This is a genomic window from Aequorivita flava (assembly GCF_038742595.1).
GTDB classification, from domain to species: domain Bacteria; phylum Bacteroidota; class Bacteroidia; order Flavobacteriales; family Flavobacteriaceae; genus Aequorivita; species Aequorivita marisscotiae.
This window is the reverse complement of sequence record NZ_JBANCF010000001.1, coordinates 457,862-482,238: the sequence shown is the minus strand read 5'-3', so window position 1 is coordinate 482,238 and position 24,377 is coordinate 457,862. Positions and strand designations below refer to the sequence as shown.

26 protein-coding genes are annotated in these 24,377 nt (G+C 36.9%); 15 read left to right on the top strand and 11 right to left on the bottom strand.

Annotation, left to right across the window (positions count from 1 at the left end):
* Positions 1-130: 130 nt before the first annotated feature.
* From VZD24_RS02325 to VZD24_RS02310, 4 genes are all read right to left on the bottom strand, one after another.
* On the bottom strand, positions 131-436 hold the full coding sequence (locus VZD24_RS02325) for a DUF1456 family protein (RefSeq protein WP_279447876.1): 306 nt from the start codon (positions 434-436) through the stop codon (positions 131-133).
* A gap of 62 nt (positions 437-498) precedes the next feature.
* Complete coding sequence (locus VZD24_RS02320; RefSeq protein WP_342686442.1) at positions 499-957, bottom strand: universal stress protein; 459 nt, start codon at positions 955-957, stop codon at positions 499-501.
* 194 nt (positions 958-1,151) lie between these two features.
* Complete coding sequence (locus VZD24_RS02315; protein WP_342686443.1) at positions 1,152-1,802, bottom strand: hypothetical protein; 651 nt, start codon at positions 1,800-1,802, stop codon at positions 1,152-1,154.
* Between the two features lie 84 nt (positions 1,803-1,886).
* The gene (locus VZD24_RS02310; RefSeq protein WP_279447873.1) at positions 1,887-2,096 is read right to left on the bottom strand and encodes a hypothetical protein; all 210 of its coding nucleotides are present in this window, start codon (positions 2,094-2,096) and stop codon (positions 1,887-1,889) included.
* Positions 2,097-2,220: 124 nt separating this feature from the next.
* Between VZD24_RS02310 and VZD24_RS02305 the strand changes: the two genes are divergently transcribed.
* The 5 genes from VZD24_RS02305 (at position 2,221) to VZD24_RS02285 (ending at position 7,039) form a co-directional block, all read left to right on the top strand.
* Positions 2,221-3,087, top strand: coding sequence for a sigma-70 family RNA polymerase sigma factor (locus tag VZD24_RS02305; RefSeq protein WP_279447872.1), 867 nt, complete (start codon positions 2,221-2,223; stop codon positions 3,085-3,087).
* 95 nt (positions 3,088-3,182) lie between these two features.
* The gene (locus VZD24_RS02300; RefSeq protein ID WP_342686444.1) at positions 3,183-5,003 is read left to right on the top strand and encodes a sodium:proton antiporter; all 1,821 of its coding nucleotides are present in this window, start codon (positions 3,183-3,185) and stop codon (positions 5,001-5,003) included.
* A gap of 9 nt (positions 5,004-5,012) precedes the next feature.
* Positions 5,013-5,939: a mechanosensitive ion channel family protein gene (locus VZD24_RS02295; RefSeq protein WP_342686445.1), complete on the top strand. Its 927-nt coding sequence runs from the start codon at positions 5,013-5,015 to the stop codon at positions 5,937-5,939.
* A 26-nt stretch (positions 5,940-5,965) separates the two neighbouring features.
* A complete protein-coding gene (locus VZD24_RS02290; protein WP_279447869.1) occupies positions 5,966-6,106 on the top strand; it encodes a hypothetical protein in 141 nt (46 codons plus the stop codon).
* Between the two features lie 90 nt (positions 6,107-6,196).
* The gene (locus VZD24_RS02285; protein ID WP_279447868.1) at positions 6,197-7,039 is read left to right on the top strand and encodes an OmpA/MotB family protein; all 843 of its coding nucleotides are present in this window, start codon (positions 6,197-6,199) and stop codon (positions 7,037-7,039) included.
* An 81-nt stretch (positions 7,040-7,120) separates the two neighbouring features.
* Here VZD24_RS02285 and VZD24_RS02280 read toward each other — a convergent pair whose 3' ends face one another.
* Complete coding sequence (locus tag VZD24_RS02280; protein ID WP_279447867.1) at positions 7,121-7,846, bottom strand: SDR family oxidoreductase; 726 nt, start codon at positions 7,844-7,846, stop codon at positions 7,121-7,123.
* 70 nt (positions 7,847-7,916) lie between these two features.
* Between VZD24_RS02280 and VZD24_RS02275 the strand changes: the two genes are divergently transcribed.
* Complete coding sequence (locus tag VZD24_RS02275; RefSeq protein WP_342686447.1) at positions 7,917-8,534, top strand: M15 family metallopeptidase; 618 nt, start codon at positions 7,917-7,919, stop codon at positions 8,532-8,534.
* Between the two features lie 48 nt (positions 8,535-8,582).
* On the opposite strand, the gene VZD24_RS02270 is transcribed toward VZD24_RS02275, so the two are convergent.
* On the bottom strand, positions 8,583-9,506 hold the full coding sequence (locus tag VZD24_RS02270; RefSeq protein ID WP_342686448.1) for a mechanosensitive ion channel family protein: 924 nt from the start codon (positions 9,504-9,506) through the stop codon (positions 8,583-8,585).
* A gap of 114 nt (positions 9,507-9,620) precedes the next feature.
* On the opposite strand from VZD24_RS02270, the gene VZD24_RS02265 reads away from it, so the two are divergent.
* Positions 9,621-9,899, top strand: coding sequence for a DUF3817 domain-containing protein (locus VZD24_RS02265; RefSeq protein ID WP_279447864.1), 279 nt, complete (start codon positions 9,621-9,623; stop codon positions 9,897-9,899).
* Positions 9,899-11,161 (top strand): mechanosensitive ion channel family protein, encoded by a 1,263-nt coding sequence (locus VZD24_RS02260; RefSeq protein ID WP_342686449.1) that lies wholly within the window; start codon positions 9,899-9,901, stop codon positions 11,159-11,161. Before VZD24_RS02265 ends, VZD24_RS02260 begins: the two co-directional genes overlap by 1 nt.
* A 3-nt stretch (positions 11,162-11,164) precedes the next feature.
* On the opposite strand, the gene VZD24_RS02255 is transcribed toward VZD24_RS02260, so the two are convergent.
* Positions 11,165-11,554, bottom strand: coding sequence for an acyl-CoA thioesterase (locus VZD24_RS02255; protein WP_342686450.1), 390 nt, complete (start codon positions 11,552-11,554; stop codon positions 11,165-11,167).
* 198 nt (positions 11,555-11,752) lie between these two features.
* Between VZD24_RS02255 and VZD24_RS02250 the strand changes: the two genes are divergently transcribed.
* Both VZD24_RS02250 and VZD24_RS02245 read left to right on the top strand, forming a co-directional pair.
* Positions 11,753-12,511 (top strand): outer membrane lipoprotein-sorting protein, encoded by a 759-nt coding sequence (locus VZD24_RS02250; RefSeq protein WP_279447861.1) that lies wholly within the window; start codon positions 11,753-11,755, stop codon positions 12,509-12,511.
* A 93-nt stretch (positions 12,512-12,604) separates the two neighbouring features.
* Positions 12,605-15,697, top strand: a complete 3,093-nt coding sequence (locus VZD24_RS02245) for a WD40/YVTN/BNR-like repeat-containing protein (RefSeq protein WP_342686451.1) — start codon at positions 12,605-12,607, stop codon at positions 15,695-15,697.
* 48 nt (positions 15,698-15,745) lie between these two features.
* On the opposite strand, the gene VZD24_RS02240 is transcribed toward VZD24_RS02245, so the two are convergent.
* Positions 15,746-17,107: an NAD-dependent succinate-semialdehyde dehydrogenase gene (locus VZD24_RS02240; RefSeq protein ID WP_279447859.1), complete on the bottom strand. Its 1,362-nt coding sequence runs from the start codon at positions 17,105-17,107 to the stop codon at positions 15,746-15,748.
* A 221-nt stretch (positions 17,108-17,328) separates the two neighbouring features.
* Between VZD24_RS02240 and gcvT the strand changes: the two genes are divergently transcribed.
* From gcvT to VZD24_RS02215, 5 genes are all read left to right on the top strand, one after another.
* Positions 17,329-18,411 (top strand): glycine cleavage system aminomethyltransferase GcvT, encoded by a 1,083-nt coding sequence (gcvT, locus tag VZD24_RS02235; protein WP_342686452.1) that lies wholly within the window; start codon positions 17,329-17,331, stop codon positions 18,409-18,411.
* Positions 18,411-19,325 (top strand): glutaminase, encoded by a 915-nt coding sequence (locus VZD24_RS02230; protein ID WP_279447857.1) that lies wholly within the window; start codon positions 18,411-18,413, stop codon positions 19,323-19,325. The genes gcvT and VZD24_RS02230 overlap by 1 nt, the downstream gene beginning before the upstream one ends.
* A 21-nt stretch (positions 19,326-19,346) precedes the next feature.
* Positions 19,347-20,204: a sugar nucleotide-binding protein gene (locus VZD24_RS02225; RefSeq protein ID WP_342686453.1), complete on the top strand. Its 858-nt coding sequence runs from the start codon at positions 19,347-19,349 to the stop codon at positions 20,202-20,204.
* Positions 20,205-20,245: 41 nt separating this feature from the next.
* The gene (locus tag VZD24_RS02220) at positions 20,246-20,527 is read left to right on the top strand and encodes a 4a-hydroxytetrahydrobiopterin dehydratase (protein ID WP_342686454.1); all 282 of its coding nucleotides are present in this window, start codon (positions 20,246-20,248) and stop codon (positions 20,525-20,527) included.
* 149 nt (positions 20,528-20,676) lie between these two features.
* On the top strand, positions 20,677-21,402 hold the full coding sequence (locus tag VZD24_RS02215; protein ID WP_279447854.1) for a YebC/PmpR family DNA-binding transcriptional regulator: 726 nt from the start codon (positions 20,677-20,679) through the stop codon (positions 21,400-21,402).
* 175 nt (positions 21,403-21,577) lie between these two features.
* Here the strand turns inward: VZD24_RS02215 and VZD24_RS02210 are convergent, their stop codons facing one another.
* The 3 genes from VZD24_RS02210 to VZD24_RS02200 form a co-directional block, all read right to left on the bottom strand.
* Positions 21,578-22,609 (bottom strand): hypothetical protein, encoded by a 1,032-nt coding sequence (locus VZD24_RS02210; RefSeq protein ID WP_279447853.1) that lies wholly within the window; start codon positions 22,607-22,609, stop codon positions 21,578-21,580.
* A 123-nt stretch (positions 22,610-22,732) separates the two neighbouring features.
* Positions 22,733-23,293, bottom strand: a complete 561-nt coding sequence (locus VZD24_RS02205; RefSeq protein ID WP_279447852.1) for a 1-acyl-sn-glycerol-3-phosphate acyltransferase — start codon at positions 23,291-23,293, stop codon at positions 22,733-22,735.
* 13 nt (positions 23,294-23,306) lie between these two features.
* Positions 23,307-24,365 carry an iron-containing alcohol dehydrogenase family protein gene (locus tag VZD24_RS02200; RefSeq protein ID WP_279450263.1) on the bottom strand — a complete coding sequence of 353 codons (1,059 nt, stop codon included), beginning with the start codon at positions 24,363-24,365 and terminating at the stop codon, positions 23,307-23,309.
* Positions 24,366-24,377 lie beyond the last annotated feature (12 nt).

Below are 24,377 nucleotides of genomic sequence, written 5' to 3'. Positions count from 1 at the left end.
AAAACTGCATACCTTGCAATACTTAAGCGCAAACCAACGCGTATTTGAAGATCCCACAATAAGAAAAACATGCAGATACATTTATTAAAATTACCTACGCCGAAACAAAGCTGAATTGAAGAAATTTAATTTAGCTTTTTTCTTTTCCTTTATTCGGTCGCGGTTTGTGCGTGCGTGGCTTTTTGCCTTCTGGTTTTTTAATTTTCCGCTCTGGCATAGGCCCTCTTAAGTGAATTACCAAACCGTTTAAAAAATTACGTAAAAACTGATCGCCACATTCCATATATTTCTCGTGGCTTTCGTGTCTAAAAATTGCGCCCAATTCACTTTTAGTTACTGCAAAATCTACCAACGAACATATTTTTACAATATCGTCGTCGCGCAATTTGTGTGCAACACGCAGTTTTTTCATTATATCGTTATTACTTAAAGCCATAAAAAATTTTTGTGTAAAGGTAACTTTATTTATCTACCATAAAAAAACACACTTCTTATCCCCTATTTTTCCCCAGTTGGCACCATATAAACAGGAATTTTAGTGCTTTCCAAAACACTGGAAGCAACTGTGCCTAAAAATAGTTTTTCTAAAGTACTGTGACTGTGTGTTCCCATCACTATTACATCAGCATTCCACGATTCGGCATATTCAAGAATACTTTTAGCGGTATCGCCTTCAGCTAAATGGGTTGTAACATTTTCGCCGCCTAAGTGAGCTGCGGTTTTTTCGAGATAATCCTTTGCTACTTTTACAAATTCCTCTTGAATTCTGAAATCTACAGGAAATGCATATCCTTCGTACCCCATAAATGGTTCGTATTGCATCCCGTAATACCGAACTTCTGCCAAAACGTGGAATAAACAAATTTCCGCTCCCATTAACTTAGCTAGTTGGCTTCCCATTTCTACTACTTTTTCGGAGTTGGGATTATAGTCGAGCGTTATTAGTACTTTTTTCATTTGAATACAGGTTTTAATTCAAAATTAAATGTAGTCTTCTTTTTACAGTTTTTCCTCTTAAAAAGTGAAATAGCCTTTTTGATAACATTTAATTTCAGTTTCTACTTGCTTAAAGATAAAACTTCTATTTAAATCTGAAAGCGTTTTGCAACCCGTTGGGCAAAAAATTCCAAAAAATTTTAAATAATTACCAATTACTCTTTCACAAGAATAGCGGTAGCTTTATTGCCCGTAAGAAGATTCCATTCATAGGAGGCTAGCAGATTGCCAATTTCGTCGTAGATATTTAATTGCGCCGTATTTGGTCCAGAAGAACCTTGATTTAAGGCTTCAAAATCTATTTTATTGAAACCTATTTGCAGTGGAACATCAAACCCTCTAAAACTGCCCTCTAACCGCGCTCTGGGAAGCGCAATTTCGCCATTAACCCAAATTCGAATCATATCGCCATCTACAAACTGATGGTCACGATACATAAAAGTAGCCGTTTTTGCAGTGGTTTTAAAATCCCCCAAATACTGATCTTTCCCGTATTCAGGTTTTATCTCTTTGTCATTCGTAAAATATTTTGGAGTCTTATTGGTTATGTATTCTTGTAACCCATCTCCATTTTGCATATCTATCTGTTTTTCCTTTTCCTTTCCCAAATCTGAATTATTTGGAGTATTGGGGTTTTTTGTATTGGAAAGCGATGGTGCTTTTATTGCGGGTATTTCAAAACCCGAAGAACTATTTATATTAGATTCTGAACTATTAAAACGAACGGAATTGTTTCCCAATTCAATTTGTGAAAAGGAAGAGCAGGTAGTTAATAGCAATCCAAAAAGAAAAAAATGTTTCAACATATTAAAAAATGTTTTCAATACAATTAACAACAACTACACCAAATGTAGTATTTGAAGAGGTAAAATATATATTTCATGAAAAAATTATTTTTTCTTCTTTTTTCTACTATTTCTATAAATCAAATACAATAGAACCGCGCACACTGGCAGCACAATATATATAATAATATCTGCCGTACTGGTTAAATCTATAGGCTCTTCACTTGGTTTGGGAACTTCGGTTGGTTTTTGAGCGAAAAGCACATTACAAACCAATAAGAAAACAGACGTGGAAAATATTTTAATAGTGTTCATACTTTTTTTTATGAAAGTATATAAAAAAAATGGACTAACAAATTTTAACAATATGTGTTAACTATTTGGAAATTACCCTAAAATGTCATACTATGCCGTGTTATTATAAAAAACAGGAGAATATATGAGACAACTTAAGATCACGAAGCAAGTAACCAACCGCGAAACAAAATCATTAAACAGTTATTTACAGGATGTTAGTAAAATAGATTTAATAACTGCTGAAGAGGAAGTTGAGTTGGCTCAACGCATTCGTGAAGGAGATCAGGCAGCGCTGAACAAGCTAAGCAGAGCAAATTTAAGATTTGTGATTTCCGTGGCAAAACAATATCAAAATCAGGGATTGAGCCTCCCCGATTTAATCAACGAAGGAAATGTAGGCTTGGTAAAAGCCGCCAAAAGATTTGATGAAACACGAGGCTTTAAGTTTATTTCCTATGCAGTGTGGTGGATTCGCCAAGCCATTTTACAAGCCATCGCCGAACAATCGCGTGTGGTGCGTTTGCCTTTAAACAAAATTGGCGATATAAATAAAATAAAAAAAGCATCTATTCATCTTGAACAAAAATTTCAACGTGTACCCACGGCAGCCGAAATTGCCAAAGAGCTCGATTTTAGTGAATCTAAAGTAAAAAGTTCGCTTAAAAATTCAACTCGAAGTTTATCGATGGACGCGCCATTCCAAGAGGGTGAGAACGACAATAACCTCTACGATGTGCTTAGTTCTGGCGAAAGTCCAAATCCTGATAAGGATTTGATGCACGAATCGCTTCGCATTGAAATTAACCGAGCTTTAGATACACTAGCTCCACGCGAGGCCGATGTGGTAAAATTAAATTTTGGACTTTGCGGCCAACCGCCAATGACGCTTCAGGAAATTGGAGACACTTTTGATTTAAGCCGAGAGCGTGTACGCCAAATTCGCGAAAAGGCTATTAGAAGATTACGACAAACATCAAAAAGCCACATCCTTAAAAAATATCTTGGCTAAAATGTTAAAATATTGATCTTTTCAATATTTTATGAATTTCTTAGGAACGAGTATTATTTCTGCGGTTATCTTTATAAAGCTAACCTTTCAACCAAATGACGCCAGAAATAATACTCGTTTTTTCTATTCTGTTAGTTACCATTATTCTATTTGCATTTGAAGTTTTTTCAGTAGATAAAATTGCAATGCTTCTTATTGCCGCCCTTGCATTAACTGGTCTTGTAAAACCTGAGGAAGCTATTTCCGGATTTTCAAATTCTGCTACAATTACCGTACTTTCTTTAATGATTATAGCATTGGCATTGGAAGATAATGGGGTAATTGCTTCTCTAGCGCGCTTTTTAAAAAACCTGCACGTCTTACCGCTTTTTTTATTACTACCTGTGCTCATGCTTATTACAGGTGGCATTTCGGCATTTATAAATACTACGGCCGTAGTAATCGTATTTATTAAGATTATTTCGGAATTGTCCAAACGTTTTAACCTACCACAAGCAAAATTGCTTTTACCCATTTCTTTTGCGGGAATTTTGGGCGGTAGCTGTACGTTAATGGGAACTTCAACAAATTTAATTGTAAATTCCGTAGCGCGCGATTTAGGTGCCGAACGTTTTAGCTTTTTTGAATTTTCATTATTCGGCGCCATTTTTTTAGTGGTTGGTATTTTTGTAATAACAATCGCTTCACGGTGGCTCCCAAAAGATTCGAAAGAAAATTTACACGATGCTTACGACCTGGAAAGCTTTGTTACTACTGTGGTGATAAACGAGAATTCAAACTTAATAGACAAGCATATAGAAGACACATTTCTGTATAACAATCCAGAAATTTCCATTCTAAAACTCACCCGGAACAAGCAAATTACCAATGCGCCTGGAAAGTACATTACTTTAAAAGAAAAAGATAAACTGCTGTTAATGTGCGATATTGAAAATCTTTCTAAACTAAACGACGCCCAAGGTATAAGCGTGCATAAAAACAAGGACGATTCCAAGAAAAATGAATCTTTTACTGATGAAGATGCTAGTACAACAAAAAATTCTGAAAATTATGGTTTTGTAGAGTTATTAATTCTGCCAGGATCAATATTTATAGGCAAATCATTAAAACAATTGCGCAAGCAAACTTTTCACAATGCTTTGCCCATTGCCATAAAAAAACGAAAGAATTTTCGGAATACCGAGGAACGTCTCGTTCGTAGAAATATGGATCAAATTACATTAAAACCAGGCGATAGGTTACTAGTTGAAATACCCTCCGACGAAATAAACCAGCTTAACGATTTAGAAAATGTAGCTATTTTAAGGGAACACAAATCACAATCTGTAAATAGCAAAAAGAGAGCTATCTCGTCTGTTATTTTATTATTGGTAATAGGTTTGGCGGCTAGCGGTATTCTTAGCATCCTTATTAGTGCCATTACAGGCGTTTCGCTGTTATTACTTACGCGCTGCTTAAATCTAAACGATGTATATCATCGCATAAATTGGCAAGTAATTTTTTTACTGGCCGGGATGATTCCTTTGGGAATAGCTATGAACAATACTGGCGCAGACCATTGGATTTCAGACCAGCTACTCGAAATACTCAGCGGGCAATCTAATTTAATTGTTATAGGTTTAATCTTTTTAATAACCATGGTGTTGAGCAGCGTAGTTAGCAACAACGCTACCGCTATTATTATGACCCCAATAGCCATAGCCATTGCCGTTGGGCTAGATCTCTCTATGAAACCTTTTATACTGGCAGTATTATTTGGAGCAAACTTTAGTTTCTTTACCCCAATGGGCTATCAAACCAATACCTTAATTTATGGTATGGGGTTTTACAAATTCAAACACTTTTTTTTAATCGGAGGCATACTTTCACTCATTTTATGGGTTTTAGGTACTTTTATGCTTTCAACTTTATTTTAATACAATTATATGGAAGATCAAAAATTTTCAGTACACGATTCAATTACAGCATTATGGGACAAACTTGATGGATGGCTAGACGCCATTATTTTAAAATTGCCAAATTTCGCCTTGGCAATTGTAATAATGGTAATCAGTTATTTCATTGCGAAAGGAATAAAAAAGTTTTCATATCGGGTGCTTTTCAAAAAAGTTAGCGACGATTCAATAAAACAGGTACTGTCAAAATTAATTTACGCCATTGTATTATTGATTGGTTTCTTTATTGCTCTTGGAGTAATGCAATTAGATAAGGTGTTAACTTCGGTACTAGCCGGTGCAGGTGTTATGGGGCTGGCTATCGGGTTTGCTTTACAAGGCACATTAGGCAATACAGTTTCAGGTTTTATGCTTTCATTTCAGCCCAAAGTTCGAATTGGCGATTTTATCGATGCCCAAGGCAATATAGGGTATGTAGAGGAAATTGATCTGCGCAATGTAACGCTCCGACAACCAGATAACGATTACGTTATTGTACCGAATAAAATTTTTGCCGAAAACCCATTTACCAATTATTCGTGGACAGAGCGGGCAAGAATATCTGTTAGTTGCGGCGTGGGTTACGAGGACGACCTACAAAAAGTAGAAGATTTAGTCGTAAAAATAATTACTGAAAATTTTGAACAACGCGAAAATGAAGGCGTTGAATTTTTCTTTACCGAATTTGGCGATAGCTCTATTAATTTTATGGTGCGCTTTTGGATTACCTGCCAAAAACCAAAACCTAAATACGAAGCACAACACAAAGCAATAAAGCTTATTAAGAAAAACTTTGATCAAGCAGGAATTAATATTCCATTCCCAATAAGAACATTAGACTTCGGAAAAAATAAATTGCGAATGGAACCGCAACAAGAGCAGTCAAAACAGGATGGAACCTCCGAAGAAAATGAATAAATTCTTTAATCAACCTTAAATTAAATATGAAAAAAATACTTCGAATTTTATTAGCCGGATGGGGTGCCAAAAAAATTGGTGGCGGAAAATGCGGCTGTATCGGTACTATTGTCGTCTTTATTATTTTATATGTGGTATTGGGCTATGTTTTTGAATGGTTCAGCTAAAATTATTTTAACAAAACAATAGCATCCGTTAACTAATTTTTTGGTGCTTCAACGAGTTATAGATAGCATAAACCTAAAAAACTTAGTATTATGAAAAAAGTTATTGCACTAACCATGATAGCAGGAACGCTTTTGGCAACCTCCTGTGTATCGAAAAAAAAGTATGTAGAACTGGAAAACCAGTATAATGATACCCGCTCTACATTAGCTAAAACCCAACTTGAAAAAGAAGAGATTGAAGCGAAATACGCAAAAATTGAAGAACGCGTTTCTAATTACAACGCAAAAATCCAGTCGTTAACAACTTCTAACAACAGCCGTTTACAGCAAGTGGAAGGTGTTGTTATTTCGGAGAACGATAAAGAAAAAATGAAGCAGGCGCTTGCAAATGTAGATCAGCAAGAATTGGCGCAAGCAAAAACTTTAAAAGACTCTATGAATCTTATAGTTTCTTACAATCTTAAAAAAAACCTAGACAATAGCCTCGCTGGTCAAGGTGAAGATGACGATATTAAGATTGATATAGATGAAACCGTGGTTATGATTACCATTTCAGATAAGCTTTTATTTAATTCTGGAAGTGCGCGCGTAAATCCGAAGGCAAATCCATTATTAGAGCGACTTGCAAATGTAATTAACAGCGAACCCGCACTAGAAGTTATGGTTGAAGGTCATACAGACAGCCAAACAGTAAAACCTGGCGCCTATATTAAAGACAACTGGGAATTGAGTGTAGAACGCTCCACAGCCGTAATTAGAACGCTGCAGGATAAATATGGTGTAGCACCGGAAAAACTTATTGCAGCAGGTAGAAGTAGTTTTCACCCATTAACTGAAAATGATACTAAAGAAGGGCGTGCTAAAAACAGAAGAACCCGTATTGTAATTCTGCCGAATCTGGATAAATTCCTGGCCCTACTTGCAGCCAATTAAAAATAGCAAGTAAACATTTAAAGTAAAGGCGGTTCATTTTATAAAATGAGCCGCCTTTTTAATATGGATCGGTTAAAGTATTTATTTTGAAGGTGGCATGGTAGGTCGCACTTCAATCTTACTTGGCAAGGTACGTTCGTTCATTTTAAGCAAATCTACTACTAGTTTACCTATATCCTCCTTTTGAATTTTCCACGCATCTTTGGCATCAGGTTCATTTCCCGCAAAATGTGTTGAAACCGAACCAGGCATAATAGTACTAACCTTTACTCCATGATCCCGTAAATCCAACATTGCAGCTTGTGTAAAACCGGTTAATCCAAATTTACTGGCATTATATGCACTCCCGCCCTTAAAAAAATTAGTTCCTGCCAAACTGGAAATACTAATAAAATATCCTTTAGATTTTTTTAATTGCTCCACACTCGCTTTTAAAGAATAAAACGGACCTGTAAGATTTGTATCAATTGTTTCCTGCCACTGTTCAATAGTAAGTTCTTCTACCGAACCAAAGTGTCCAAGACCTGCGTTTGCAATTACAATATCAACACTTCCAAATTTTGCAATGGTTTGTTCTACCGCATTTTGTTGACTTTCAAAATTACGCACATCGGCCTCCAATCCTATTGCTTGTGCCCTATCGTTTCCGTCGGCATTTAATTGTTTTGCAGCTGCTTCGGCTGTTTTTATATTTCTTCCCGTTATGGCAACATTTACGCCTTCTTTTAATAGCGCTTCTGCAATTCCGAATCCTATTCCTTTTGTACCGCCTGTAATAAGCGCGGATTTTTTTCCTAAATCATTCATATATTTTCGTTTTTTTCAAAGTTACAAATAGCGATTGCGAATGTTATTAAATTCTACTTAAATTTGACATATGAATTTACCCTTATTACGCTTTGTTACTTTACTATTCCTAAGTTTGGCTTCCGAAGTTACTTCGCAAGATACATTGGTGAATTTAAAAGATCTTTCAACAGAGTTTAACTATGAAATTCGGTATGCAACCCCAAATAATTTTATAGGTGAAACGCTTTACGATTGTGCTGAATGTTTACTTCGTCCTGAAGTAGCCGAAGCTTTACTACAAGCCAATCAATACTTTTGTGAAAAGGGATACCGTATAAAAATATACGATTGTTACAGACCGTTAGATGTGCAGAAAAAAATGTGGGCCAAAGTACCTCGCGCAACCTATGTGGGCAATCCGTACGGCAATGGCTCTGTGCATAATAAAGGAGCCGCAATAGATATTACTTTGGAAATGTTAGACGGGTGTTATGTTGAAATGGGCAGCGATTACGATTACTTTGGAAAAGAGGCTCATATTGATAATTACAATTTTTCAAAAGAAATATTAGCCAACCGAAAGTTGCTTTTTGAAGGAATGCGCCAGTTTGGTTTTAATACCATTCGCACCGAATGGTGGCACTTTAGTTATCAGAAAAACTGGAGCTACAAAACGTTGAATACACCGTTGCCCTGCGAACAATAGTTTTACCAAATTAGTAACTATAATCTCATTTTAAAATTTATATACGGCTTACATTTTATCTTCGTACGTAATTTCGGGGTTATTTCTAAATTTTATAGGAATTGCATCCTCTGTTCCATAAATTTTAAGCTCTTTAATATCTGCAGGTAAATTAAAACCTTGCTTAAATAATGCTTCTTTAACCTCCCTAATAATCAAACCTCGCAAAACCCGTGAGGCTCTGCGATAGTCCATTGTGTTTACCCAAAAGAAAACTTTCAGGTTAACCGTACTTGCTGCCAACTCGTCTTCTATCACAAAATTTTCGTGGAACTCGTCGCGCATTAGTTCTTCGTTGGCATCCAAAATATCTTGTATTACCTTTTTTGCTGCCTCAATATTATCTTCATATCCTATGCCTACCGTAAAATCTACTCTATAAAACCCATCAGCGGTATAATTTTCAACAGGTTTTGTGAGTACATCGCTATTGGGGATATAAATATCGCGACCGTCAAAAGTTTTAATATGCGAATATCTAAAACTCAATTCTTTCACCTTTCCGAAAATGTTGTCTACCTTAATCGTATCGTTAATGTTAAACGGTCTATTAAAAGCCAGAATAATTCCCGCTAAAAAGTTCTTTCCAATATCCTGAAAGGCAAATCCCAAAATAATTGCGCCTCCTCCAACTGCAGTTAATAAGCCGGTGGCTATGCCATCTAAGCCAGCAACCTTTAAGGCCAGCATTATTGTAATTATTATTAAAACAATTTTAACCGCTTGAGCCAAAAACTTAGACATTAACGGATCTTCAGATTTTTGTTGAAACCGTCTTTTGTAAAAATTGGTAAGCAGTTGGGCCAGTAAAATTCCCAAGATTATCACTAAGACTCCCAATGCTATTCGCGGAAGAATTTTCAAAAACTCATCGTAATAATTTAATAGTGATCTGTGAATTGTTTCCGTAGGCGTTTGTAGCAGTAGATGCATGTATATTTTCTTTTAAAGATAGTAATTCTAATTATAATATTATAAACTATAAATTAACCTAAAAATGTAGCGGGTCTATTTGCAACTTGTATCTTTGCAAAAAAATTATTCACAGTGATATTATCAGTAAAATCCTTCCGATTAATTAGCACTCTAGAAGCTATTTCATTTCTAGTACTTTTAGGCATTGCAATGCCGTTAAAATATATTTGGCACTTGCCTCAAATGGTTCAAATTGTGGGTATGGCCCACGGGGTGCTATTTGTAATTTATGTAGCCGGCGCCTTTTATATGTATAAAAAATTAAAGTGGTCTCTTACAGATTTATTTATTGTAGTTATGTGCTCCGTATTGCCATTTGGACCTTTTTATGTAGAACGTAAATATTTATAATGAATACCGAAGCCATACAGGCCTATAGCTGCTTACTTCAGGATTATCTGGTAAATGAAGGCATGACCTATGGTTGGGCGGTCTTTATTAATGTTGTGGTTAACTGCATTATACTTTGGCTGGCGGTATCAATAATTGATATTGTTTTTAGGAAAACGATCATCCAGGTTTTTAAAGCATTTAGCAATAAAACCATTTCTACATTTGATGATTATCTAATAAAAAGTAATTTTCCAAAGTACATAGCGCACGTTTTGCCATTAATTATAGTATGGTATCTTATACCTATTATTTTTATGGAATCGCCTTTGGTTATAGGCCTGTTACTAATTGTAGCCAAAGTTTACTCCGTTGTTTTATTCGTTCTTATTTTCCGAAGCATATTGCGCACTACCCGTAATTTTATGGAAGAAAGCGAACGCTACGGCGATAAGCCTTTAGAAAGTTACGTGCAGGTATTAATGATTTTTGCCTGGGGTGTAGGCGCATTCTTTATAATTAATTTACTCACCGGCTATTCAGTAACTAGCCTTGCAACTTTAGGCGCTGCTTCGGCTGTTGTTTTACTGATTTTTAAAGATACCATCCTCGGATTTGTAGCCAGTATTCAGGTTGCAGTAAATGATATTGTGCGAATTGGCGACTGGATTACCTTCAGTAAATTTGGTGCAGATGGTTTTGTAACCGAAATTAACCTCGCTACCGTACGCGTACAAAATTGGGACAACACTTTTACAACCATTCCAACGTATAGCTTAATTGCAGACTCATTTCAGAACTGGCGCGGAATGCAAGATAGCGGTGGAAGAAGAATTAAACGCGCTATTTATATTAAGCAGACTTCCATTAAATTTCTATCTGATGAAGATTTGGATCGTTTAAAAAAAATTGCACTTATAAAACCTTATATCGAACATAGACAAAGAGATATTGATAAGTTTAACCGCCAAACCGAAGCAAATAAAGAAGTGCAAATTAATGGGAGAAACCAAACAAATCTCGGAGTGTTTAGATATTATATTGATGCATATTTAAACGAAAATACCGCTATTAATAAAGATTTGGCTTTGATGGTTAGACATTTGGAACCTACCGAAAAAGGATTGCCTATTGAAATTTACTGTTTTAGTAAAGACAAGCGTTGGGTAAATTACGAACACATCCAAGCAGACATTTTTGATCACTTGTTGGCTGCAACGCCTTACTTTGATCTCGAAGTATTTGAATTACCCACTGGAAAAGATTTTAAATCGTTGGCATAAACTTTATTTTGCCAATCTATCTTTTACAAATTCCTTTTCTGTTTTGCCGTGTTTTTGGGGTTTACCATCTTCTCCAAGACTTACCATTATTATTTTTTCAATACTTATTATAACCTCTCTCGTCATCTTATTTCTTACCTCACAACAAAGGGTTAAGGAGCTATTACCAAATTTCACGGTGTCTATACCTATTTCAATTATATCGCCTTTTTTCGCAGAACTTTTAAAATTTATTTCACTCATAAACTTTGTAACGGTTCGTGGGTTTTCAAGTTGAATTATTGCGTAAAGTGCGGCCTCCTCATCAATCCACTCCAAAAGTCTGCCTCCGAAAAGTGTTCCGTTGGGGTTTAAATCTTCAGGTTTAATCCATTTTCTTGTATGAAAATTCATGATTTTTTTTGTTTTATGTAAAGATAGTGCTTACGCCTACATTCAAAAAAAATATTAATGTGTAACTTTTTATAAAACGGTTAGTCTTATATTTACTAACATTTCAAAAAAGTGTTGCCCAAACAAAGTATTATAATGAAAGAGAAGACGGCAAAAGGGCATGCCAACTTCAAAATACTAATAAAATAAAAAACACGTATGAAAATTTTTAAAACACTCACCATCGCCTTTTTATTAACTGCCATCGTACCCGTAACAGCACAAACTGCAGATGAAATAATTAGTAATTATTTTGAAAATACTGGAGGAAAAACAGCTTGGGAAAATCTAGAAAGCGTAAAAATGACAGCTACTGCCAACGCGCAAGGCATGGAGATTCCGGTAGAAATTTACCAAACCAAAGACGGCAAACAATTAATTAAAATTAATTTTCAAGGGCAAGATATTACCCAACTCGCTTTTGATGGTGAAACCATGTGGACCACAAACTTCATGACCATGCAACCCGAAAAAAGTGATGCTGAAACTACTGAAAACATGAAGAAACAAATGAAGGATTTCCCCAGTCCTTTTATGAATTACAAAGAAAAAGGATTTACAGTAGAACTTATGGGAAAAGAAACAAAAGAGGGTGCCGAAACTTTTAAATTGAAACTTACACAAACTCCCGTAATGGTTAACGGAGTGGAGGAACCAAACGTATCATACTATTATTTTGACACCGAAAACTTTGTACCCATTGTTGCTGAAAGTGAAATTAAAGAAGGCCCAATGGCTGGACAAATGAATGTGAGTACCATGAGCGATTATCAAGAAGTAGATGGTTTGTATTTTCCTTTTGCCCTGTCTATGGGCGGGCAAGCTATTCAGTTAAAAGATATAGAGCTAAATCCTGAAATTAAAGTATCTATGTTTGCTTTCCCTGCAACTTCTCCGGCAGAAGTTGAAAAAGATTAACCCTTCTTTTTAGTATAAAAATCCCTGTCTATTCGGGGATTTTTTTTTCAATACAATTTTATTTTTTTCAGAATAACCAAACCAACAACCAATATGAAAAATTCCATCTTCGCATTGCTAACACTACTGTCTTGCTTTACATTCGTCCGTGCTCAAGATACCGCCTTAAAAGGAAAAGAATTATTTGGTAATATGAAGGCGCGCCATATTGGTCCCGCCCTTATGAGCGGCCGAATAAACGATCTTGAGAATCATCCCACAAATGCGCGTATTATTTATGCTGGCGCCGCAGGGGGCGGGGTTTGGAAATCTAGCGATGGTGGTGCAACCTTCGCACCCATTTTTGATGAGCACGCGCAATCTATAGGCGTAATTACTTTAGATCCCAAAAACCCCGATGAAGTTATTTGGGTGGGTACGGGCGAAACTTGGACCCGCAATTCGGTTTCCGTGGGTAATGGTTTGTTTAAATCTACCGATGGCGGCAATAACTGGAAAGAAATTCCAGGTTTCGAAAATTCAGAAAGAATTTCTTCAATAGTAATCAATCCAAGTAATACCAATGAAGTTTATGTTGGTGTTTTAGGCGCACTTTGGAGCGATAGCGAGGATCGCGGTGTTTACAAAACCACCGATGGCGGAAAATCATGGAACAAGATTTTATACACTGGAAATTCTACGGGTGTTTCAGATTTATTAATGGATCCAAATAATCCAAACATACTTTTTGCCTCTATGTGGCAATTTCGAAGAACCGCATGGGGTTTCAATTCGGGTGGGGAAAATAGTGCAATCCATAAATCTACCGACGGTGGAAAAACTTGGAATAAACTTACTAGTAATCTTCCTACCGGAAAATTAGGAAGAATTGGTATTGCAATGGCTCCGAGCGATACTAAAATTATTTATGCCGTTATTGAAACCGGTGAGAAAGAAACAAACGGACTCTGGAGATCTAACAATGGCGGTAATTCCTGGAAACATTTAAACAATGATTTTGGACTAACCGTTCGTCCTTTTTACTTTTCGCGGATTACGGTTGACCCAAAAAACCCCGACATCGTGGTAAAAGGTGGCTTAACAGGTTCCATAAGCCGCGATGGCGGAAAAACCTTTAAAAATCTCGGAAATATGCATGCAGATATTCACGATGTTGTTTTCGATATTAATAATAGTGATATTCTCTATTCAGGAACCGATGGTGGCGTTTATCGTTCATGGAATGGAGGTTCAACTTTTGAAATTGTTGAAAATCTGCCACTTTCCCAATTTTACCACATAAGTGTTGATGATGCCGAACCTTACAACGTTTACGGCGGTCTGCAAGATAACGGCTCCTGGTATGGCCCCTCCTCTGCTCCCGGCGGCGTAAATGCCCGCGACTGGAATAGTATTGGATACGGCGACGGATTTCGAGTTTTAAAACATCCCACAAAAAATATTATTTATTCTGAAATGCAGGGTGCCGCAAATGTTTGGCGTTATGATGTAGATAGAAACCGTACCACAACTGTACAACCACAACCTAAAAAAGGTGATCCAGAGCTTCGCTTTAACTGGAATGCACCTATGGCTGTGAGCAACTTTGCTCCGGACAGGTTTTATATGGGAAGCCAATTTCTTCATCGTTCTGAAGATATGGGCGATAGCTGGACGATTATTTCGCCAGATTTAACTACTAACGATAAAACAAAACAAGATCAGGCCAAATCTGGTGGACTCTCGGTAGATAATAGTGGCGCAGAAAAACACACTACTCTTTTTACCATTGCCGAATCGCCATTAGATGAAAATATAATATGGGTGGGCACAGATGATGGGAATGTACAACTTACAACCGATGGCGGAAAAACTTGGAAAAACCTTACCGAAAATTTAGTGGGAATTCCAAAAAATACCTGGGTGTACCACATTGAAGCCAGCGTTCACGGCAAAGGAACAGCTTATGCAGTTTTTGAAGGGCATACCACTGGCGATATGAAACCATACGCCCTAAAAACCACTGATTACGGAAAAACTTGGAAATCGATTATTTCGGATGACATAAATTCCAAAGCATTTGTTAGAAATATTCAAGAAGATTATAAAAATGAAGATTTGCTATTTTTAGGAACCGAATTAGGACTTTACGTTACAATTGATGGTGGTAAAAATTGGTCTGAATTTACAAACAATATGCCACCTGTTGCGGTTCATTTTATAGATCTTCAAAAGCGCACCAACGATTTGGTAATGGGCACCCACGGTCGTGGCGTAATTATAATTGACGATATAAGCCCTTTGCGCCAACTAACCTCAGAAATTTTAGATAAAGAGGTACATTTCTTTCAATCGGAACCATTTACCATGACCGAAGATAGCGGCTTTAGTGGCAGTTTTGGCGCAGAAACACAATTTGTTGGCGAAAATAAAAATACCGACGCTCAAATAGTGTATTACCTAAAAAAAAGACACACCTTTGGCAAAATGGAGATGGAAATACAAGACATGACAGGAAACAAAATTACGACATTAACACCAGGAAAGTCGAAAGGTATTAATATAGTCAGCTGGAATTTTATGACTACAGCTCCAAAAATGGCCCAAGCAAAAACCCTTGCATTTAGTGGCTTTACCGCGCCTAGAGTAGCGGCCGGAAAATATAAGGTAGTACTTAAAAAAGGCAAAGAAACATATAGCCACGACATTGAAATAAAGTACGACGAAAAATCTCTTACTACTTTGGCGCAACGAAAAGAGCAAGAATCACTCACACAAGACCTCTTTAATATGGTTGAGGATTTGGCATATATGGTTTATGAAATTAACACAACTCAGCTAAAAGCAACCGAAGTAATTGAAAACAACCCAAAGGGAAAGAAAGAGGCCGAAAAATTATTCGAAGCGCTGGAGAACCTACGAAAGGACTTGGTAATTACCACTGGCGATAATTATGTGGCTTCGGCAGAACCAGAATTACGCGAAAAAATGGCAGACTTGTACAGCAATGTGGCTTCCAATTACAATAAGGTCTCTGGGGCTTCAAAAGCGAATTTCGAATTAATTTCTGAAGAATTTAATAAAGCAAAAATGCGTTATCAAAAGATAAAAGAGAAAGAAGGAGCTAAATTCAATTCATTTTTAGAAAAAAACAATATTTTAAAACCTGAAATACAAAATAAAGCTGAGTTTTTGCAGAAAGGATAATTGTGTAAATAACCTAACAGATTTAAACAAGCCTGTTAGGTTTTAAAGTTATTTATTGATAAAAACCGTTTTTCTATTTACAAATTCACGAATACCGTGTTCGCTTAATTCGCGACCATAACCACTCTCTTTAATTCCTCCGAAAGGTAATCGCGGATCGCTTTTTACCAATTCATTTATAAAAACCGCACCTTCATCAAATTGCAAGGCTAATTTTTCGGCAGCTTCAATATTTTTGGTGAAAATGGAAACCCCCAATCCAAATTTGGAAAGGTTAGAAAGCTCAATGGCTTCCTCCACTGTTTTAAATGTTGTAACTGCGAGTGCTGGTCCAAAAGTTTCTTCTTTAAAAACCGGCATGCTACTCGTAACGCCTGTTAAAATAGTAGGTTCAAAATAAGCTCCTTGTCGCTTACCTCCTATTCGTAAATTTGCTCCTGCTTTAATTGAGGCATTTACTTGTTTTTCTAAATCTTTAGCTAAATCTTCGCGTGCCATTACACCGATAAAAGTTTTATCGTTGGTGGGATCGCCGCTTTTTAATTCACGAACCTGAATTAGCATTTTCTCTATAAATTCTTCCGAAATAGACGCATCTATAATCAGTCTTTTTCCGGCAATACAGCTCTGTCCTGTATTCTGAAAACGCGCTTGCACACAGGTTTTAATTGTTTGTTCCATATCGCAATCCTTAAGAACAACCAAGGCATTGCTTCCGCCTAATTCCAGTACAGATTTTTTAATATTTTTTCCAGCAATGGCAGCCACCGATGAACCCGCTGGCCCACTCCCGGTAAGAGTAACGGCTTTTACTTTGTCGTTTTCAATCACAGTTTCAACGGAGTCGCTTTTAATAAGTAATGTTGAAAAACAATTATCAGGAAACCCCGCTCGTTTAAAAACCTTTTCAATGTTCAAAGCACAGCCAAATACGTTGGATGCGTGCTTTAAAACACCTATGTTCCCAGCCATTAACGCCGGCGCTGCGAATCTAAAAACCTGCCAGAAAGGATAGTTCCACGGCATTACCGCCAATACTACCCCAATTGGCTCGTAGCTAACGTAACTTTTAAACGCATCGGTTTTTATTATTTCATTTTGTAGTTGTTTTTCAGCATTTTCGGCATAGTACTCGCACGCCAAAGCGCACTTTTCTACTTCGGCAACGGCCTGCGAAATAGGTTTTCCCATTTCTTGGGTTATCATCTCGGCGTATTCCTTTTTGTTTTTCTTCAATTCGGCAGCAGCAGAAAGCATTAGTTTCTTTCTTGTAGAAAAGGAAGTTTCACGCCAACTATAAAAGCGTTTATCGGCTTTGTTTATTATTTCAGAAACTTCAGTTTTTGTATGATTTTTATATGAATTTAATGTTTCACCTGTATAAGGATTGTACGAAGTGGTTGTGGCCATGGTTTTTCTTTTAAAAGTATTGAAAACATTGATAACAATGCTTCCGATTAAGATGATTTTAACGAAGAAATTGTTGAAAATAAACCCTGTAAACTTTCGTTACCTTTGAACGATTATGATACATTTGCTAAAATGTTTTATCTATAAATTATTCAAAATAAAAATAACTAATCTTAGACTCTAAGCGGTATCAAAGCGTCTAATACGAAAACTTTTTACCTATGAAAAACGTAGCACTTTCGCATATTCACGAACAATTGGGTGCCAAAATGGTGCCATTTGCAGGTTATAACATGCCCGTATCATACGAAGGCGTAAACACTGAACACCAAACCGTTCGCAACGCAGTTGGCGTTTTTGATGTTTCGCATATGGGCGAATTTTTAGTTTCTGGCCCAGAAGCACTCAATTTAATTCAAAAAGTCTGTAGCAACGACGCGTCAAAAGTGTCCGTGGGCCAAGCCCAATATACCTGCCTTACCAATGAAACAGGCGGTATTGTGGACGATTTAATAATTTACCGGATTGAAGACCAAAAATGGTTGCTTGTTGTAAATGCGTCAAATATTGATAAAGATTGGGCGTGGATTTCTAAGTATAACACTATGGGTGCAGAAATGCGCAACCTTTCAGACGATTATTCGCTGCTCGCAATACAAGGGCCAAAAGCTATTGAAGCAATGCAATCTTTAACCTCGGAAGACTTAAATGCTATTAAATTTTATCATTTTAAAGTAGCCGATTTTGCAGGAATTGAACATGTAATTATTAGCGCAACAGGCTATACCGGTAGTGGCGGTTTTGAAATTTACTGCAAAAATAGCGAGGTAGAACAAGTTTGGAACAAAGTAATGGATGCTGGAAAAGATTTCGGAATTAAGCCTATCGGGCTTGCGGCTCGCGATACTTTGCGACTCGAAATGGGGTTTTGTTTATACGGCAACGATATTAGCGATACAACTTCGCCTTTGGAAGCTGGATTGGGATGGATTACAAAATTCACTAAAGATTTCGTAAATTCTGAAAATCTCAAAAAACAAAAAGAAGAAGGCGTAAAAAGAAAACTAATTGGCTTTGAATTAAACGAACGCGGTATTCCAAGGCACGATTATGAGATTGCAGATAAGGACGGAAATACAATTGGAATTGTAACCAGCGGAACTATGGCACCGTCATTAAACAAAGCTATTGGTTTAGGGTACGTAACGGTAGAAAACAGTACTCCGGGCACAGAAATATTTATACAAATTAGAAATAAACCTGTTGCGGCAACTGTAGTGAAAACACCGTTTTATAAGGGCTAATGCTAGATTATCAAGCAATATTAGAAGAAATTTACGAATCGGTAACAAACGTTGAAAATAAAGGTGAAGTTGCTGCTTACATTCCCGAACTTGCCAATGTTCCGAAAGATAAGTTTGGAATAAACTTGCAGCTTATAACGGGCGAAAATTATTCGGTTGGCGATTCTGCGGAAAAACTGTCTATTCAAAGTATTTCAAAAGTACTTTCGCTTACAAAGGCATTTCAATTGGTTGGAAATAAACTGTGGGACAGAATGGACGTTGAACCTTCGGGGAACCCATTTAACCACCTTTCACTTTTAGAACTTGAAAACGGAATACCGAGAAACCCGCTAATTAATTCTGGCGCCATTGTAGTTGCCGATATTTTACTCACACATTTAAAGAATCCGAAAGAAGATTTTTTAAACTTTGTAAGAGAAATTTCGCACGATCATACAATATGTTTTAACAACAAGGTGGCCGAATCGGAACGATTAACGGGTTACAACAACTACGCTGCTGCAAACCTTTTAAAATCGTACGGCAATTTATACAATAACGTGGAAGATGTTTTGGATTTTTATTTTCACCAATGCTCCATAGCAATGGATTGTAAACAACTTACAAATGCTTTTTTTGTTTACGCCAATAAAGGTAAATGTTTAAAAAACAGACAGCATTTAACTGCAAGCCAAGTAAAACGTATTAATGCAATAATGCTTACCTGCGGATTTTATGACGAAGCAGGAGAGTTTGCATTCGAAGTTGGATTACCCGGCAAAAGCGGCGTTGGTGGAGGTATTGTAGCGCTGTTGCCACAGTGTTTCACAATTGCCACCTGGGCTCCGGGTTTAAACCCGCAGGGCAATTCGTATTTGGGAATGCAGGCGTTAGAACAGTTTACAACTAAAACTCAATTATCTATATTTTAAACAGCATTTCTAAAAATTTACATGAACACGAAACTGGAAAAGGAACGGATTTTAATTTTAGGAGGAAGCGGTTTTATTGGCAACGCCATCTACAAAGAGCTTCTTTCCTATTTTGACGTTCATTGTACCTATTGTCGGCAAAGTGGTGCATTTTCCGAAAATCATGTTTTTCATAAATACTGTGTTGCCGAAGATTCTTTATTTTTATTGTTGCATAAAATTCAACCCACTGTAATAATTTCAGCATTTAAAGGCGACTATAAAAGTCAGTTTGAAGCTCATCAGCAAATTGCGAATTACGCCCTGCTACATTCAAATTGTTCTGTGATTTATATTTCTTCTTCCGAAGTTTTCGATGGAAAGTTTAGTCATCCCTCATTTGAAAACAACTTAACATTATCTGAATCAGTTTCGGGAAAATTTAAAATTTCAATAGAAAAGTTGTTGTTGGAAGTCATTCCTTCTCAAACAACTATTTTACGGTTGCCGATGGTGCTGGGCATAAACTCGCCACAGATTCTTCATTTAAGGCAGTGTATCAGGCATCGCGCCGCTTTTGAAGTTTTTCCGAATTTGGTAATTACCACTACCACCATCAATAAAATCTGCCAACAAATTCATTATATAATTAACCAATCGCTCCGCGGCATTTATCATTTGGCGAGTAACGATATGGTACATCACGAAGACCTTTTCAACGAAATATCTTCAAAAATTGGCGATAAAATGCCTATCTTTAAAAGTGTTTTTAGCAGTAATGAAGATCGATATGCGGCAATACTTCCAAAAGAAAACAGATTGCCAAATCCTCATCAAATTACTGTGGCACAAGTGATTGAAGACTGTGTTTTAAACGAAGAAATTATATCAATTAAATAGAGATGCTAGGCCTGGTGTCTCAAACTAAAAAACAATAAACCATGAAACCATTAACCGATAAACAAATTGAAGATAAATTAAAGGAGTTTGAAGGGTGGGATTTTCACGAAGGTGCCCTACATACTATTTTTGAATTTGAGGATTTTAAAGAAGCTTTTTCAGCTATGACGCGAATAGCCTTTGAAGCCGAAAAACTAAATCATCATCCGGAGTGGAGCAACGTTTACAATTCGTTAGAAATCTATCTTTCAACCCACGATGCCGACGGTGTTACTGAAAAGGATTTTGAGTTGGCAAAGATAATTGATGATCTCATTGGGTAGTATATACAATTCCAAAACCATAGTATTCTAGCTGTGCAAAATTTATACTTATGAAAGGCTTTGTTCTTTTAGCATTTGGTTTTTGGAATTTTTTATATTTGAACTTTCTTTTCACGGAATAACTAATAAATCAAGTAATACAATAATTTATGGGAAGAGCTTTTGAATTCAGAAAAGCAAGAAAAATGAAGCGTTGGTCTGCAATGTCTAAAGCGTTTACACGTATTGGCAAAGACATTGTTATGGCAGTAAAAGAAGGCGGTCCCGACCCGGATGCCAATTCAAGACTCCGCGCCGTAATCCAGAACGCAAAGGCTGTAAATATGCCCAAAGACAATGTGGAGCGCGCCATAAAACGTGCAAGCGACAAAAGTCTTGGCGATTATAAAGAAGTTCTCTTTGAAGGGTATGCACCACACGGAATTGCAATTTTAATTGAAACCGCTACCGATAACAACACCCGAACGGTTGCCAATATTCGCAGTTATTTTAATAAATGCGATGGCAGTTTGGGTACGTCCGGATCTGTTTCGTTTATGTTTGATCATACCTGTAATTTCAGAATAAATCCAGAAGGTTTAGATATTGAAGAATTAGAACTTGAACTAATAGACCACGGAATGGACGAAATTTTTGAAGATGAAGACGGAATTTTAATCTATGGCCCATTTGAAAGTTTTGGCGCCATTCAGTCGTATCTTGAAGGAAATAATATTGAAATTCTTTCTTCCGGTTTTGATCGAATTCCACAAGTTACAAAAACGCTATCGGCAGAAGAAGCCGCCGACGTTGAAAAACTTTTGGAAAAAATAGAAGAAGACGACGATGTTCAAAATGTGTATCACACAATGCAAGAGACGTCTGAAGAAGAGTAAATTAACCTTACAATCAAGCAATAAAAAAAGGCTCTCTAAAAAGTTAGATTCACTGTCGGTTTGGGCAAAGTTGAAAACTTCAACACGCAAATTATACTCGCTGCGAGACCAAACAAACTTACTGAATTATACTTTTTAGAGAGCCTTTTTTATTTTTCAAAAAATATCCCTTTTTTTATCTATCGATAAAATACAAAGATGAAGCTCCAGCAAAGGGTGAGCTTAAATTTGGAACTAGATTTCCACCGGCTCCTATTTCACTGAAAAACAAAATTTTACCACCTTCATTGGCACGCTCTGCAATAAATACCGTCTGGCTCGCACTATCGTATTCAACAGCTACAGGGTTGCCCAGTTCTGTTAATCTACCCGAAACGCGAACTTGATTTCCTGCAAAACTTAACGTTCCACCGTTTGCAGTAGCTTCAAATTTAGATACAAAACCATTTATAAAATGAAATGCACCGTCGCCGTCATTTGCGGCATCACCAATATCTGTTAATATCACAAAACCACCGTCTTCGGTTATTCCGTGCGTTCTGGTTATTCCTTCAATTGTTATTTGCTTATCTGGCGTAGCAGTAACATCTGTAGTATAAGTAGAAATAAAGTTTTTTAGTACGGCAACATCGCTCGTTTTATCAACTACAGAATACAGATCGTTTCCTATAAGTTCAATACCCCAAACTGCATAATTTACGGTTACGATATTTCGCAATGTATAACCATCATCATCGCGTTTAAAGATAAAAAACCTACCCTCATCAGTGTCGGGATTGTTATCAAGATCGGCATTATCTGAAATAATGTAATAATCGTCTTTTACAGCCAAATCGCGCGGACTCTCTAAAACAGTATCGCTTGAAAGAAAAAGACTTAAATTATTGCCGCTTTCAACGTTATCTATATTTGAATACGTGTTTATTGCTCTTTGCGATCTTGAGGAAACAACGAGTTCGCTGGAATCTTCATCGTAGTAAACTCCTTCATTATTTTCCGAACTGGTAAGCAATAAGCGCAGAGCTATACCATTAGGCGTAAAATCATACGATTGAATTGCGGTACTTGTATTACTGGTAGCGTACAAGTTTGCTAAAATAGCTACAGGGGTTGGATCGCCTCCACCACCGGTTTCATCGTCGCTACTGCACGAAACTAGTGCCATTGCAAAAACAAAAATTGGAATTAAATATTTACTTCGTTTCATAGTTTTATATTTTTTATGCATAATTAATACTAAGATTTTGAACTAGCGAATTTTTTTTGGAATGCTTAACTAACTTTTAACATCAAATTAATGGTTGTTAGTTTGATGTAATTGAAGATAAGATTATTCTTTATCGAGCCCTATATCGAAAGAATAGTCTTTATTTTTACCAATCACACCTTTAAAGAAAGAACGCAATTTTGGCGTATCTGCTTCTATATTTCCTGTTGGATAAAAGGGTTTGTCAATAACTATTCGTTTTCTGCCATAATCAAAAGCAACACAAATAATTGGCACATTTGCTGCCAGTGCCATAAAATAATAACCCGTTTTCCACGTATCTACTTTTTTACGTGTGCCTTCCGGTGAAAGCGCCAGACGAAATTCTTCTTTTTTATGAAATAATTCAGCAATTGCTTCTACTTTTTTTTGGCCCGGGGTTCTGTCTAGTTTTGTACCTCCCGTCCAACGAAAGTACCAGCCTATTGGCCACACGAATAGTTCCTTTTTAGCGATATAATTAATTTTAACCTTGGTCAATCTTCGCGTAAACAGCCCGAGATAGAAATCGTGCCAACTGGTATGTGGCACCACAATTATAACAGCTTTTTTAACCAAAGGATCAAAAGTTCCTTCAATTTTCCAACCCATTACTTTTTCAAAAATAAATTTTGTGAATCCCATATATTCAGCGCGGTTACATCTTTAAGTAAAGCTCCCTCAGTTTTTCTGGTGTTATAACCTTTTCCCAATCTGCGCCAAGGGCATTTTCCCACAGTGGAACCATACCCAATGCTACAGTAATCATTGTATTTAACTGCGCTTCCGTAAGGTTTTGGCAAATTCCTTGCGGAATAGTTACGCCGTGTTTGGCAACCATCTGTTTAAATAAAGCCACGTCTTTGGGGTAAAATTCACTTAAATATTGAAAAACAATACAATTACCCACCCCGTGTTTTGTTCCTAAAACATAGCCTAAACCGTAGCTCATTGCGTGCGCTACCCCAACTTGTGAATACGCTATGCTCATTCCTCCATGCCACGACGCCATCATAAGTTTAGCCCGCGATTCTTTTTCGGAAAGTGTATCGCCAAGAAATATCTCCAAACAAAGATCGTAGGCCTTTTCGCCATAACTTTGGCTAAATGCGTTTAAAAACGTTCCGTTTAGAGATTCTACGCAATGTATAAAACAATCCATTCCGGTAAAGAACCATTGGTTTTTTGAAACGCCTTTGGTTAGTTCCGGATCGAGCACTACTTGATCAAAGGGAGTAAAATCGCTATTAATCCCCAGTTTGCGAACAGGACCCGTTAATACGGTTGTACGGGAAACTTCGGCACCGGTTCCCGAAATCGTTGGGATGCCTACATGATAAACCGCCTTTTTGGACACTAAATCCCAACCCTGATAATCTGCAGCACTTCCTTTATTATTGAGCATAATGGACACCGCCTTGGCCAAATCCATGACCGTTCCGCCACCAATTCCGATAATGCCCGATGGTAGGTAGGTAAATTCAGATTTTATATTTTTTACAAGGGTATCTACTTGGCTCGTTTTTGGTTCCTCTTCTGCCGAAACAAAAATTAATTTGTCATTGAACCGAAGATTAATTCTATCTAAAAATTTAGTGTCTTCTTCAAAAACGTTGTCAACCAAATAAATAAACGGTGCTTTTTCCTTCTTTTTAGAAGATAATATTGAACTGAGCTGATCAAAACAACCTTCGCCAAAAACCACTTTGGGCACCATTGGGAAATTTCT

Excerpts from the sequence above, each read along its gene's own strand:
- VZD24_RS02285 (WP_279447868.1), top strand. The coding sequence starts at position 6,197 with ATGAAAAAAGTTATTGCACTAACCATGATAGCAGGAACGCTTTTGGCA.
- VZD24_RS02270 (WP_342686448.1), bottom strand. The coding sequence starts at position 9,506 with ATGCATCTACTGCTACAAACGCCTACGGAAACAATTCACAGATCACTA.
- VZD24_RS02230 (WP_279447857.1), top strand. The coding sequence starts at position 18,411 with ATGCTAGATTATCAAGCAATATTAGAAGAAATTTACGAATCGGTAACA.
- VZD24_RS02290 (WP_279447869.1), top strand. The coding sequence starts at position 5,966 with ATGAAAAAAATACTTCGAATTTTATTAGCCGGATGGGGTGCCAAAAAA.
- VZD24_RS02325 (WP_279447876.1), bottom strand. The coding sequence starts at position 436 with ATGGCTTTAAGTAATAACGATATAATGAAAAAACTGCGTGTTGCACAC.
- VZD24_RS02295 (WP_342686445.1), top strand. The coding sequence starts at position 5,013 with ATGGAAGATCAAAAATTTTCAGTACACGATTCAATTACAGCATTATGG.
- VZD24_RS02245 (WP_342686451.1), top strand. The coding sequence starts at position 12,605 with ATGAAAAATTCCATCTTCGCATTGCTAACACTACTGTCTTGCTTTACA.
- VZD24_RS02250 (WP_279447861.1), top strand. The coding sequence starts at position 11,753 with ATGAAAATTTTTAAAACACTCACCATCGCCTTTTTATTAACTGCCATC.
- VZD24_RS02200 (WP_279450263.1), bottom strand. The coding sequence starts at position 24,365 with ATGGTGCCCAAAGTGGTTTTTGGCGAAGGTTGTTTTGATCAGCTCAGT.
- gcvT (WP_342686452.1), top strand. The coding sequence starts at position 17,329 with ATGAAAAACGTAGCACTTTCGCATATTCACGAACAATTGGGTGCCAAA.
- VZD24_RS02310 (WP_279447873.1), bottom strand. The coding sequence starts at position 2,096 with ATGAACACTATTAAAATATTTTCCACGTCTGTTTTCTTATTGGTTTGT.
- VZD24_RS02260 (WP_342686449.1), top strand. The coding sequence starts at position 9,899 with ATGAATACCGAAGCCATACAGGCCTATAGCTGCTTACTTCAGGATTAT.
- VZD24_RS02240 (WP_279447859.1), bottom strand. The coding sequence starts at position 17,107 with ATGGCCACAACCACTTCGTACAATCCTTATACAGGTGAAACATTAAAT.
- VZD24_RS02255 (WP_342686450.1), bottom strand. The coding sequence starts at position 11,554 with ATGAATTTTCATACAAGAAAATGGATTAAACCTGAAGATTTAAACCCC.
- VZD24_RS02305 (WP_279447872.1), top strand. The coding sequence starts at position 2,221 with ATGAGACAACTTAAGATCACGAAGCAAGTAACCAACCGCGAAACAAAA.
- VZD24_RS02220 (WP_342686454.1), top strand. The coding sequence starts at position 20,246 with ATGAAACCATTAACCGATAAACAAATTGAAGATAAATTAAAGGAGTTT.
- VZD24_RS02275 (WP_342686447.1), top strand. The coding sequence starts at position 7,917 with ATGAATTTACCCTTATTACGCTTTGTTACTTTACTATTCCTAAGTTTG.
- VZD24_RS02205 (WP_279447852.1), bottom strand. The coding sequence starts at position 23,293 with ATGGGATTCACAAAATTTATTTTTGAAAAAGTAATGGGTTGGAAAATT.
- VZD24_RS02300 (WP_342686444.1), top strand. The coding sequence starts at position 3,183 with ATGACGCCAGAAATAATACTCGTTTTTTCTATTCTGTTAGTTACCATT.
- VZD24_RS02315 (WP_342686443.1), bottom strand. The coding sequence starts at position 1,802 with ATGTTGAAACATTTTTTTCTTTTTGGATTGCTATTAACTACCTGCTCT.
- VZD24_RS02225 (WP_342686453.1), top strand. The coding sequence starts at position 19,347 with ATGAACACGAAACTGGAAAAGGAACGGATTTTAATTTTAGGAGGAAGC.
- VZD24_RS02320 (WP_342686442.1), bottom strand. The coding sequence starts at position 957 with ATGAAAAAAGTACTAATAACGCTCGACTATAATCCCAACTCCGAAAAA.
- VZD24_RS02215 (WP_279447854.1), top strand. The coding sequence starts at position 20,677 with ATGGGAAGAGCTTTTGAATTCAGAAAAGCAAGAAAAATGAAGCGTTGG.
- VZD24_RS02280 (WP_279447867.1), bottom strand. The coding sequence starts at position 7,846 with ATGAATGATTTAGGAAAAAAATCCGCGCTTATTACAGGCGGTACAAAA.
- VZD24_RS02210 (WP_279447853.1), bottom strand. The coding sequence starts at position 22,609 with ATGAAACGAAGTAAATATTTAATTCCAATTTTTGTTTTTGCAATGGCA.